Below are 12,062 nucleotides of genomic sequence, written 5' to 3' on the forward strand. Positions count from 1 at the left end.
TCCTCGGTCACCGCACAGCGCGGCGCTCATCGAGGGTCATGTAAGCAGTGCGACCGGGTCGCCCGCCACCGGCCTAGTTCGGAGTGGCGCGCCAGCGCTGCGAGCCGGCCGCGGAGTCGGTCTGCTGGATCACCAGTCCGTCGGCACGGGCCACGAGACTGAGACCGCTGTGCTTGGCGGAGATCTTCAGGGCAGCGCCGTCGGCCGCGATCACCCAGCGCTGGTTGGCCGTGCCGGTGCAGGTGTACTCCACGACCGGGTCACCGCTCGTCCTCGAGCTGTAGGCGACGTCGGCGCACAGCCCGGTGCCGGCGTTCTTCAGCTGGTAGCTGCCGTCGTCCTCGTTCCGGGTGACCACCCACTTCTGCGACGCCGCCGCCCCGACCGCCGACGTGGTCAGCTGGCCGTCGCTGGTCCCGGTCGCCGCGTCGAGCGCGAGCCCGGAGGCGGCGTTGCCGAGCGAGTACTGGCCGTCCGCCAGCGCCGGCGGGACGACCTCCTCGTCACCGACCGTCATCGCGAACACGTGCACCGCCGCGTTGGCGGGCAGCGTGACGGCCGCGATCTCCTTGGCGGGGTCGGTGCGCAGGGTCTTGGTGAACAGCCGGTAGGAGACGGTCGGGTAGGCCGGACCGCTCGGGGTGTTCTTCCCCAGGGTGGTGACGGCCACCTTGGCGCCGTAGCTGTCGGTCGCCGCGCAGCACCAGTTGGGGAAGCCGAGCGTCCCCGTGGACGAGGTGCCGTCGGCGTAGTGGACCGTTGCCTTCCCGGCTGCCGACAGGCTGGTGCCGGTCCCGAGGAACGCCAGCGCGTTGCCCCGTCCGCCGATCCTGATGGTCTCGCCGCCGGAGGCCACGTTGTCCTTCGTGCCCGGCACGGAGTCCGGCCAGGTGAAGTCGAAGCCGTTCGCACTCACCCTCGCTCCGGGGGTGACGCCCTTCTCGGCGAGCTTGCCGGCGAGGAAGCTGCTGCCCCCGCCGTCGATGTCGCCCGGGGCCGGGTCCTCGGCCCTGGTGACACCCACGTTGTCGAACGCCGAGGCCAGGTCCGGGTGAGCGACGGTGGTGGTGGCCGAGTCGGTCACCGCGTACGTCCGGTCGTGGGTCACGTACGTCGCGTTCACGTCGATCCGGACGCGCCCGGGTTCGGCGTCGGCCGGCGGAGTGACGCCGAAGGTCGCGGTGCGGGAGGCACCCGGGGCGAGACCCCCGGAGACCTCAGCGGCCGGGCGTACGTCCCAGCCCTCGGGTGCGGTGGCCGTGATCGACTCGAGCTGCACGCGGGAGCCGGTGTCGTTGGTGAAGGTGGCGCTGACCTCAGCCTCCTCACCGGCGACCGCGATCGCGGAGGTGGTGGCATCCAGGCTCACATTGCGGTCGCCCGGGTGGCCGCCGCCGACGGCCGAGGAGCCGTTGAGCGAGACCACGGCCGCCGCGGACGTGGACAGCTTCCCCGTCTTCACCGACGTGATGCCCGTCGCGGCATCGTGGAACCATCCGGTCGCGGCGCCCTCCAGCTCAGCGGCGGAGCCCCGCTGCGGCAGCTCCTCGCCGCCCAGCTCCACGCTGCCCGGCTCGGCATCGGCATGCACCGCGAGGCCGTACTCGCGCGAGGCCGGCTTGCCGGCGTAGGAGCCGTCGACCTTCCCCAGCCGCACCACGACGCGGCCGCGGCCCTCCTCGGGGGCGTCCACCTCGAACTTCTGGGTGGCGGACTCGCCCGAGGCGTGCGCCTGGCTGCGACCGTCGTCCTCGTAGTTCACGAACGACGAGGACCCCTGCGGGTAGATGTCCAGGTCGAGGCGGCCCGACTTCTTGCCCTGCTGCCAGTCGAGCGTGCCCTCGGGGAACTGCGGCACGACCGCCCCGGCGCGTACGAACAGCGGCAGGGTGTCCAGCGGGGCCTTGTAGCCGTCGATCGTGGTCGGCCCCTGGTGGACCCGGCCGCTCCAGTAGTCGACCCAGGTGCCTTCGGGCAGGTAGATCCCGTCGCGGGTCGTGGCGTCCTCGTAGACCGGGGCGACCAGGAAGTCGTCACCGGCGAGGAACTCGTACTTCACGTCGTCGCCCCAGGTCTTCGGGTCCTCGGGGTAGTTCAGGTAGAGCGGCTTGACCGCACCGACGCCGTTGCGGTGGGCGCGCATCGTGTGCGTGTAGAAGTAGGGCAGCAACCGCTCGTGCAGGCTCAGATACTTCCGGTTGATCGAGGTGTACGGCTCGCCGTAGCGCCACGGCTGCTTGTCGGAGGCCGCCCACCCGCTCATCAGGTAGGTCATCGGCAGGAACATCTTCCACTGCATGTCCCGGACGTACGTCTCGGCGCTGCCGCCGAAGATGCCGTCGACGTCGCCGGTGGCGAGGTGCTGGCCGGACATGGTGGAACCGGCGTACGTCGGGATCTGCCAGCGGATGTAGTCCCAGCTCCCGGACTGGTCGCCGCTCCACACCGCGGCGCAGCGCTGGGTGCCGGCCCAGCCTTCGACGGTGAGGACGGTCGAGCGGTCGGTGCTGTTGGTCTCGATGCCGTCGCGGGCCTGCTCGCAGGCGTCGAGCGCGAAGCGGTAGCCCGGACCGACCCAGGCGACGTCGGTCTTGCGGACGCGTACGCCGGCCTGGACCTCGCTCTCCTGCTCGGTGAGGTCGTCCTCGGTCCACAGGCCGAGCTCGGCGCCGTGATCGTTGAGCATGTCGCCGGTCTCGGCCAGGTCCTCGTAGCCACAGCCGTAGCCGTCGTTGACCAGCATCCAGCCCAGCGGCAGGTCGTGCTCGGCGTAGCCCTCGGCGATCGCGGTGGAGTCGCGCAGGGTCTCGCGCTCGCCACGGTTGGCGTTGTGGAGGTAGCAGTCGGCGTCGCCGACCTCGAGGGCGTACATCGGGACAGCGACCGGCCGGCCGGTCAGCTCGGTGTAGGAGTCGATGACGCGCTCGGCGTCACCGACGAAGTAATAGGCGTCGAAGCGCTGCTCGTCGTGGGTCGTCGTGGTCGGCGCGCCGAAGTCGTAGCTGCCGGGAGCGAAGGTGTTGCGCAGCACGCCGTAGCCGCGGGAGGAGACGTAGAACGGCACCGCGTTGGGGTTGCCGCCGTCGTTCCAGTTGAAGTCGCGCGAGATCTTGATCGTCTCGCCGCGGTGGCTGAACCGGCCGTTCTGCATCCCGCCGCCGAAGAATTGCTCCTCGGCACCGCGCTCCAGGTGCTGCGCCGTGCCGTTGTCGTCCCAGGTCAGTGGCGAGGACTCCGCCATCAGCACGCGTCCGCTCGGGTCGGTGAGACGCAGCGTGATCGGCCGCTTCGTCACGGTCAGCACGGCCTCGCCGGTGCTGATGACGTACGCCGCGTCGGTCTCCTTCACCTGCGACCGCCCGCCGGGGTAGTCGCGCTTGACGACGATGTCGGCGTCCGGAGCACCGGGGTCGGTGGGGTCCTCGTTGGCCGGGTCGTCGAACTCGCCGTTCGGGGCCAGGCGTACGCGCACCATGTCGGCGTCCTCGAAGGTCACGCGCAGTGCGGCCTCTCCGGAGGCGAAGGTGTAGCTGTCGCCGTCGTGCTCGAAGCCGGTGACGTCGCCGAGCTCGTTCGTCGCCTCGGCCGCCACCGAGCTCACCGGGCTGAGTGCGACCAGGCCTGCGGCCAACGCGACGCCCGTGACCAGAAACCGTCTGAATGATTGATTGAACATGATCACATCACGCCCTAATTAGTCAGAATCAATCGAAGCCGAGGGCGAGCGTAGCGTGGGTCACACGGCGCGGTCCACCCTCGGTCCACCGATCAGGGCGAGCAGGCGCGCGGCCTCGCCGGCGACCGCGTCACGGCCGGCGCCGAGGTACTTGCGGGGGTCGACCTTCGTCTCGTCCGTCAGCGCCGCGCGCACGGCTCGGGTGAACGTCGCGTTGAGGTGGGTCGCGATGTTGACCTTGGTCATCCCCGCGGCGATCGCCGCGACGATGCCCTCGTCGGGAACCCCGGAGGAGCCGTGGAGGACGAGCGGCACGTCGACGGCATCGGCGAGCCGGGCGATGAGCTCGTTGTCGAGCGAGGCCGTACGCGTCGTCATCGCGTGCGAGGAGCCGACCGCGACGGCGAGCGCGTCGACCCCGGTGGCCTCCACGTACGCCGCGGCCTCGTCCGGCCGGGTGCGGACCCCGGGTGCGTGCACGCCGTCCTTGCCGCCCACCTCGCCGAGCTCGGACTCGATGGAGGCGCCGCGCTCGTGGCACCAGGCCGCGACCTTGGCCGTGGCGGCCACGTTCGAGTCGTAGTCGAGCTTGGAGGCGTCGAACATCACCGAGGGACAGCCCAGCTCGACGGCCTCCTCGACGAGCTCGACGCGGGTCGCATGGTCGAGATGCACGCACACCGGCACCGTGGCCCGCTCGGCGATCGCGAGGGTCGCCCCCAGCAGCGGCCCGAGAGCACCACGGTAGTCGGCGGTGTTCTCGGAGATCTGCAGGACGACCGGGCGGCCGGCCTGCTCGGCGCCGGCCACGATCGCCTCGGCCAGCTCGAGCTGGATGACGTTCATCGCGCCCAGCCCGCGTCCGGTCCCGCGGGCGTTGTCGAGCAGCAGCGACATCGGTACCAGCGGCATGTCAGGGCTCCTTGTGGTCGATCCGTGCGACGCTGAGGCTTGCCAGGACCGAGGCGTACGTCTCGGTGTCGATCTCGCCGGCGACCGGCGTGGCCACCGCGGCGGCGCCCAGCGCGGCGGCATCGCGGAGGATCTCCGGCCACGGCCTGCCGTGGGCGAGGCCGCGGGCGATCCCCGCGGCGGTGGCGTCGCCGGCACCGGTCGGATTTCCGGCGATCCCGGCAGGCGGGCTCACCTCCCAGCAGACGCCGTCGGCGCATGCGATCAGCCCGAGGCGTCCCCGGGTCAGCACGATCGGTCCGCCGTGTCGGGTGGCGAGCTCGGTGACCGCTGCGACCGGGTCCTCGGGGGCGTGCCAGAGAAGGCGTGCGGCCTCGTCCTCGTTGGGCGTCAGCACGGCGCCGGTCCCGACCGCGGCCGCGAGGGCGGCGTCGTCGAGATCGAGGAGGACCGGGACCCCGGCGGCAGCGGCGAGGCGTGCGATCCGTGCCGGCAGGTCGACGGGCACGCCGGGGGCCAGGCTGCCGGAGACGGTGAGAGCCGTCGCGTCCACGACCCAGTCCCCAAGGAGGTCGAGCATCCGCAGGTCTGCGCCGGGCGCGGCCTGCCGGCCCGGCTCCCACAGCGAGGTCGTCGACCCGGTGGCGGCGACGACCACGGTGCGGCGTACCTCCTCGAGCTCGGGCAGGAAGGTGGAGGGCAGCTCGCTCGCCAGGGCTTCGGCGAAGGCATCGTCGGCAAGACCGACGGCATGCGTCGGCTCGCCCAGCTGGTGCAGCACCCGGGCGACGTTGACGCCCTTGCCGCCGAGGCGGCTGGTGACCTCGGCGACCCGGTGGACCTCGCCGACGGTCAGCCGGGGCAGCCGGTAGGTCACGTCGATCGCCGGGTTGAGCGTGACCGTGAGGATCATGGGTTCGTCCTCACCGCGGCCAGGGCCAGCCGGGCGGCACCGACCAGACCGGCTCGGCCGCCGAGGGCGGAGAGGCGTACGGGCGGGACCGCCGTGACGCCGGCCCGCTCGCGCATCCGGGCCTGCAGCGGGTCGAGCAGGGCTCTCCTGGCCTCGGCGACGCCGCCGCCCAGGATGATCTCGCCGGGCGCGAGCAGGGCACCGACCGCGAGGAACCCGTCCGCGAGCGCGGTGATCGCCGCGGACCAGACCTCGGCGGCGAGGCGGTCGTACTCCGCCCGCGCGACCAGCTCGGCCACGCCGGAGACCCTGATGTCGCCGCCCAGCGACGCATACCTCTCCAGCATCGCGCGCGCACCCACGTACGCCTCCACGCAGCCGCGCAGCCCACAGCCGCACCGCGGCCCAGCCGGGTCGACCACCAGGTGGCCGATCTCGCCGGCCTGCCCGGAGACCCCGAGGATCGCCCTCCCCCCGACGTACGTCACCGCAGCAACACCCGTCCCGAGCACGGCCACGAACGCGGAGGCCGGCGAGCCGGCGTCCTCCCAGATCGCACCCGCGGCAGCGGCCGTGTCGTGCACGACCGTGACCGGAAGACCCAGGCGCTCGGCGAGCGGGGCCGCCACGAGGGTGTCGACGAGACCGAGGTTGACCGCCCTGCGGGAGATACCGGCCTCGGCGTCGACGAGACCGGGGAAGGCGACCCCGACGCCGGCCACCTCCGCGCGAGCCGCGGGACTCAGGCCGGCGAGGAGCCCTTCACCCATCCGCGCGATGTCGTCGAGCACCGCCGGACCGGTCCGGGTGGCCACCCGCGACTCGGCGATCACCACGTCTGCGGCGCCGACCACCGCTCCGCGCACCGAGGTGCCGCCGACGTCGAAGGCCAGGGCGAGCGCCGGCATCACGCTGGAGGGGCGGCAGTCGGGTCGAGGATGATCGAGCGCGTGAGGTTGCGCGGCGCGTCGGGATCGAGCCCGGCTCGCCGGGCCCGCTCGACGCAGAGCAGGTGCACGCGCACCAGCTCGGCGAGCGGGTCGACCTCGTCGTGGATCAGGTCGGCGCCGGTGACCGCGACGTCCTCGGCGAACCCGGGCACCAGGTCACCGAAGGCCCACACGACCCGGCCGGGTGCGCTGATCGAGAGCGGACCGTGGCGGTACTCCATCATCGGGTAGGACTCGGTCCACAGCTGCGCGGACTCCCGCAGCTTGAGGGCCGCCTCCTGGGCCACGCCGTTGGTCCAGCCTCGGCCGACGAAGGTGAGCTGGTCGGCGGTCAGCGCCGGGCCGAACCCGCTGACGCCGGCGTCGATGATCCGCTGGGCCTGCTCGGCGGCCAGGCTCAGGTCGCGGCCGAGGTGCCAGCGCAGCATGGCGAGCGCGGTGGTCGCGAAGCGGGTCTGGACCACCGACTTCTCGTCCACCTCGGGCATCAGGATCGGCTCCGCCAGCTCGAGCGCCGGGGTGCCGGGCGAGGAGGAGATCACCGAGGCCGGGATCTTGCCGTTGACGCGGGTGAGCAGGTCGATGACCTCGGTCGTGGTTCCGGACCGGGTGATGGCGAGCAGCCGGTCGTAGCCCCGGTCGATCCGGGCCTCGGTCGGCGTCCAGGCGTCGGTGACGCCCTGGCCCTGCTCCTCCCGGAGCGCGGCGTAGGCCTGTGCCATGTAGAGCGAGGTGCCGCAGCCGACGACCGCGACCTTCTCCCCCGGCCGCGGCAGGGCGCCGGCGTTGCGTTCGGCGGTGCTCCTGGCGGCCATCCAGTTGGCGGGCTGGGTCGCGATCTCGGCAGCGAGATGTGTCGTCGGTGCTGGTCCGGTCATGGCTGAATCATCCAACGCATTGATCGTTTATGTCAATAACGGTGCTTAAATGATCATTTTCGCTCACCAGCAATCACGATCTCCGCCCCCTGCTCGGCCAGCGCCTTTGCTAGCGCCTCGGGCACCGCACGGTCGGTGACCAGCATGGAGACGCTGTCGAGGTCGCGGATGCGCGCGAAGGTCGGGTGCTCGAGCTTCGTGCTGTCGGCCACGACGATGGTGCGCTGCGCGGCCGCGATGAAGTCGGCGCTGATCTTGGCCTCGGCCGGGTGGATCGTGGTGAGCCCGGCACGGGTGCTGATGCCGTCGACGCCGAGGATCGCGGTGTCGATGTTGATCTTCGACAGCACGCCCTCGCTCAACGGGCCGACCAGCTCGTAGGACTGGGTGCGGGCGGCGCCACCGGTCACCACGATGTTGACGTTGGGCCGGATCGAGAGCTCGTAGGCGATGTTGAGCGCGTTGGTGACGACCGTGATGCTGTCGTCCTCGGCCAGGTCGGGGTGGCGCCCGATCGAGCGGGCCACCTCGCTGGTCGTCGTCCCGCCGTTGAGCGCCACGGTCTCGCCCGGCACGAGCAGGTCCGCGACCGCGGCCGCGATCGCCCGCTTGGCCTCCGCCTGGCGGCCGATCTTGTACTGCAACGGCAGCTCGTACGCCGAGCCGAGCGCCGTCGCGCCGCCATGTGTCCGGGTGACCAGCCGCTGGTCGGCGAGGTGCCCGATGTCGCGGCGGGCGGTCGCCGCCGAGACACCGAGCGCGCTCTCCACCTCCGCGATCGAGACGTGCCCGTGCTCGCTGATCAGCTCGAGCAGCTGGTTGAGTCGCTGTTGTCTCATGGGCCCCCTTCCTGGGTCCCGGACAGCCTACGCAGATCTCACCCTCCGCAGTGGAAGGTCGCGTCGGCCCAGTCGCCGTGGTCGTTGCCGTTCCCGTCGCCGGCATCGCCGACCACGAGGTCGACGTAGTCGGCGCCGGTGACGTCGGCGGTGATCGACGCGGTGGCGCTGGCCGGCCCGAGCGTGCCGGTCTCGGCGACCGTCCGGCCGTCCGCGACGACCGAGAACCTCACCGAACCCCGGGTTGTCTGGACGTCGTCGACCCCCACGTCGGCGGTGAAGCCGGTGCAGTTGCCGGCCAGGTAGTAGCGGACCGTCGAGACGGCGTGCGCGCCCAGCCCCTTGGCGTAGACCTTGCCGGCGAGCGTGATCGGCCCGCCGTCGCCGGCGGCGTTCTCCCCCACGCTGGTGTCGCGCTCGACCGGCCCCCAGCCGTTGCTGGCCGAGATCCAGCCGAGATCGCTGGCATAGGTGTCCGCGGCCGGCGGGGGCGGTGCGGTCTGCACCGTGGCCGCGCGCGTCACCGTGCGGGTCTTCCCACCGACGTCGTACGTCGCGGACGCATCGAGCCGATAGCTCGACTCGGCCGCATCGGCGGGCGGCGTGACCTTCCAGGTGACGGCATGACGCTCTCCCGGAGCGAGCGCGTCGAACGCCGCCGGGGTGGTGGCCTCCGCCGTCCACCCGTCGGGGACGTCGAGGGCGATCAACCCGGTGCCGGTCGCCGACGCCTCGTCGCTGGTCAGTGTCGTGGTGACCTCGGCGGCCGCGCCCGGCAGCAGCTTCTCCTCACCGGCGTCGACGGCGAGGGTGGCGCAGGCCGGCAGGTCGCCGGCCTCACCGAGGTCCTCGACGGTGAAGTCGTCGATGCTGATGTCGCCGCTCGCTCCGTTCTCGTCCGCGGTCCGCAGGCCGACCCAGTAGTCGCCGCAGCCGCCAGCCACGAGCTCGTCGCTGAACCGGGCCGTCTCGACCTGTCTGCCGATCGGGCGGGCAGCGACCTCGACCGAGCGCGGCTCGCCGCTCGCGACCGAGTCGTAGCCCGTCACCCACTCGTAGTCGTCGGCCCGCTCGGTCTGGTGGTCGAAGGAGACCCGGTAGCGGTGGCCGGGCTCGAGACGTACGGTCTGCGGGACCGTGCGGTAGACGAGGCCGCCGTTCTCGGCGTGCGACTTCAGCGACCAGTCGCCGCTGATCACGTCATCGGTGACCTTGCCGTTCCAGCCGCTCTGCGTGTACGGCTCGTGCCGCTCGGCCAGGTGGGTGCGCGGGTCGGTGACGCCGCCCGAGGTGCCCTTGACGAACGGCGACCACCCCTGGACGACCTCCTCGAAGTCCTCCTGGGCGACGACCTTCGCCCCCGGCGCGGCGGGCAGATCGCGGTCGATCGGGACGACGCGTACGTCATCGAGACGGACACGACCCGAGCCCGCCTCCGCGGAGATCTTGACGGTCGCGGTGCCATCGTGGGCGGCGTCGAAGGGCACCTCGACCCGCTGGAAGTAGGTGCTGTGCAGCTCGTCGGCGGCGACCAGGTTCTTCGCGGTCGAGCGCTCGACGCGGTTGGTGTAGGTCTTCCCGCCGGAGGTGACGGTGACCGTGGTGGCGCGGCTGTGGCCGGGCTCGACCTCGACCCAGACGCCCAGCGCGTTGCGGCCGCTGCGCAGGCCGGTCAGGCGCTGGCTGATCGCGGCCTTCCCGCCGGCGCCCAGGACGGCGACCCGCTGCCCGGTCGAGGTACGTCCCGTCGCGGCCGACCCGCTGGGGTGCCACGCGTCGAGGGTGCCGGCGTTGAAGCCGGGGTCGGCGATGTGGCTGCCCTGACCCCACTGCGGGTCGGGCGAGCCGCCGGGAGACTTCGTGAGGACGTACGCCGTCCCGGGCTTCGCGTCGAGCGTGACCTTCCCGGAACGGACCGGCACGCTGCCGGCCGCGACCCGGCCCTGCTCGGTGAGCCGGTAGACGTTGAGCCGGCTGCTGTCGCTCCACCCGTCGGTGAGGCTCCAGGTGGTCCGGCCGCCGTCGGTGTTGTAGTGGTAGAGCTTCGAGTCGTTCTTCCACGGGAGCAGGTAGGCGTCGCCGTCGAGGACGAGGTCGCCGTCCTGGTAGATCTTCCGGGTCGCCGCGGTCGTGCCGGTGTTGACGACGCGGACGCCGCCGTCCTGGACGACCTCGTCCGGGCTCCAGCGCAGGATCGGGTTCTGCTGGAGATACTTGGTCGGCAGGTTCGTCCGCCAGATGTTGTCGTAGAAGGCGTCGACGTCGTTCTCGCCGGTCCAGCCCTCGAACTCGACGATCTCGGTGTGCCCGAGCAGCTTGTCGGGGTTCCAGGTGTCCTTCTGGCCGTTGCGTACGAACCGGATCAGCTGGCTGTTCAGGCCCTTGTTGGTGGCACCACCGTAGGACTCGTCGTTGGCCCAGTGGGACCAGAGCGCGTCCTCCTCGAAGTGGTAGGACCACTCGGTGCCGATGTTCCAGCCCTGGCCGCGCAGCTCCCGGGCGAGCCGCTCCTGCAGCCAGCCGTAGGAGTAGTAGACGTCGATGTAGAGGAAGTCGAGGTTCGGGTGCGTCTCGCGGCGCAACTGGGCGAAGCGGTCGACGATGTTCTTCGTCGCGAGGTCGGTGCGCTGGTCGATGTAGTAGGACTGGTCGATCCAGTCCCAGCCGGGGCTGTTCTCGTTCACGAGGGTCTCGTCGAAGGTCTTGGCCTCGGGGTAGGCCTCGGTCGCGTTGACGTGGACCCCGAAGTCGGCGCCCCACTTCTCGCCCTCATGGGCGAGGGTGTTGAGGTCCTCGAGACCGCCGGCGCGGGTGTTGTAGTTGCCGCCGTAGTCGGGGTGCGCGGAGTCGTGGCCCTCGGAGCCGTAGCCCTTCAGCACCGCCAGCTGACCCAGCCCGTCGGTGGCCAGCGAGACCCGCTTGACGTCGTCGAGCGTACGCAGGAACGGATGCGTCGCCTGGCTGGCGAAGTTGAACGGGATGTGGGTGACCACCCGCTCGGGCGTCTCGTCCGCGCCGTTCACCGGCCGCTGGATGTCGCGGAGCGCGATCGCGCCGTCCTGCCAGTCGACCCGCTGGTCGTCGTTGGCGTCGGGGGTGATGGTGACCTTCGCCCACGGGAGCTCCTCGGTGTAGGGCGAGCCGGCCGCGCGGTAGGTCCACTGGCCGCTCCACAGCCCGACCCGGCGGCCGTCGTCGGTGGCACTCACGCTGCGCCAGATCCGGCCGCGCTCGTTGGTCGCGTCGCCACCGCTCTGGTCGTAGACCGAGTTGGTCTCGATGGCGGCGGCCAGCTGGTCGGTGTCGACGATGGCGTACGCCGATCCGACCGGCTTCTCGGTCGTGGCCAGGTCCGCGGTCACCTCGGTGTGGGTGTCGCCGTTCTTGGTGCGGTCGGCGCTGACGACGGCGGTGCTCACCGTCGCGCCGGCCTGGTCAGAGCTGACCGACAGGAGATCGTGTCCGGGGATGTCGAGGGTGCCGACCCGGTGCTCGGCGGTGTCGGTGATCTCGGTGACGGCGAAGGTGACGACGTCACCGGCGACCTCGAGCTTCGCGTCGAGCTCGACGCCGGGCACGTCGGCGAAGGTCAGCCGGTAGGTCGCGGTGTCGGCGTCGACCTGGGTGCCGGTCACGGTCGCGGTGTGCACGCTGCCGTTGATCCGTACGGAGGTGGGCAGCGTCGAGGCGCCGCCGACCTCGCCGCCGGCGGTGTGCCGGTAGCCGAGCACGGCCGGGAAGTCCTCGGCCACCTGGACGGTCAGCACGGACGAGGTCAGGGTGAAACCGCCCGCGGGGGCGGCGTGGCCTTCGGGCGCGACGGCGACCACGCCGGCGAAGGCCGTCACGGACGCGAGGAGGGCGGTGGGGAAACGCTTCGGCATCGAGACTCCC

At 71.7% G+C, this 12,062-nt stretch carries 7 protein-coding genes; all 7 read right to left on the minus strand.

Going from position 1 to position 12,062, the window contains the following annotated elements; all coding sequences use genetic code 11:
• Positions 1 to 73: 73 nt before the first annotated feature.
• The 7 genes from HD557_RS15535 to HD557_RS15565 all read right to left on the minus strand — a co-directional run bounded on the left by HD557_RS15535 (position 74) and on the right by HD557_RS15565 (position 12,052).
• The gene (locus HD557_RS15535) at positions 74 to 3,601 is read right to left on the minus strand and encodes a TIM-barrel domain-containing protein (protein ID WP_307785632.1); all 3,528 of its coding nucleotides are present in this window, start codon (positions 3,599 to 3,601) and stop codon (positions 74 to 76) included.
• 135 nt (positions 3,602 to 3,736) lie between these two features.
• The gene (locus tag HD557_RS15540) at positions 3,737 to 4,588 is read right to left on the minus strand and encodes a class II fructose-bisphosphate aldolase (RefSeq protein ID WP_008361618.1); all 852 of its coding nucleotides are present in this window, start codon (positions 4,586 to 4,588) and stop codon (positions 3,737 to 3,739) included.
• Between the two features lies 1 nt (position 4,589).
• Positions 4,590 to 5,501, minus strand: coding sequence for a 1-phosphofructokinase family hexose kinase (locus tag HD557_RS15545; RefSeq protein WP_196874543.1), 912 nt, complete (start codon positions 5,499 to 5,501; stop codon positions 4,590 to 4,592).
• Entirely contained in the window at positions 5,498 to 6,409 is a 912-nt protein-coding gene (locus HD557_RS15550) for an ROK family protein (RefSeq protein WP_196874544.1), read from the minus strand. Before HD557_RS15550 ends, HD557_RS15545 begins: the two co-directional genes overlap by 4 nt.
• The gene (locus tag HD557_RS15555) at positions 6,409 to 7,329 is read right to left on the minus strand and encodes an SIS domain-containing protein (protein WP_196874545.1); all 921 of its coding nucleotides are present in this window, start codon (positions 7,327 to 7,329) and stop codon (positions 6,409 to 6,411) included. Before HD557_RS15555 ends, HD557_RS15550 begins: the two co-directional genes overlap by 1 nt.
• Before the next feature lie 53 nt (positions 7,330 to 7,382).
• Entirely contained in the window at positions 7,383 to 8,168 is a 786-nt protein-coding gene (locus HD557_RS15560; protein WP_196874546.1) for a DeoR/GlpR family DNA-binding transcription regulator, read from the minus strand.
• Between the two features lie 38 nt (positions 8,169 to 8,206).
• Positions 8,207 to 12,052 carry an endo-alpha-N-acetylgalactosaminidase family protein gene (locus tag HD557_RS15565; protein WP_231380312.1) on the minus strand — a complete coding sequence of 1,282 codons (3,846 nt, stop codon included), beginning with the start codon at positions 12,050 to 12,052 and terminating at the stop codon, positions 8,207 to 8,209.
• Positions 12,053 to 12,062: the final 10 nt, after the last annotated feature.

The organism is Nocardioides luteus (assembly GCF_015752315.1).
Classification (GTDB): domain Bacteria; phylum Actinomycetota; class Actinomycetes; order Propionibacteriales; family Nocardioidaceae; genus Nocardioides.

Bases quoted from the DNA above. Each gene is read 5' to 3' on its own strand.
- HD557_RS15540 (WP_008361618.1), bottom strand. From the start codon at position 4,588: ATGCCGCTGGTACCGATGTCGCTGCTGCTCGACAACGCCCGCGGGACC.
- HD557_RS15545 (WP_196874543.1), bottom strand. From the start codon at position 5,501: ATGATCCTCACGGTCACGCTCAACCCGGCGATCGACGTGACCTACCGG.
- HD557_RS15550 (WP_196874544.1), bottom strand. From the start codon at position 6,409: ATGCCGGCGCTCGCCCTGGCCTTCGACGTCGGCGGCACCTCGGTGCGC.
- HD557_RS15555 (WP_196874545.1), bottom strand. From the start codon at position 7,329: ATGACCGGACCAGCACCGACGACACATCTCGCTGCCGAGATCGCGACC.
- HD557_RS15560 (WP_196874546.1), bottom strand. From the start codon at position 8,168: ATGAGACAACAGCGACTCAACCAGCTGCTCGAGCTGATCAGCGAGCAC.
- HD557_RS15565 (WP_231380312.1), bottom strand. From the start codon at position 12,052: ATGCCGAAGCGTTTCCCCACCGCCCTCCTCGCGTCCGTGACGGCCTTC.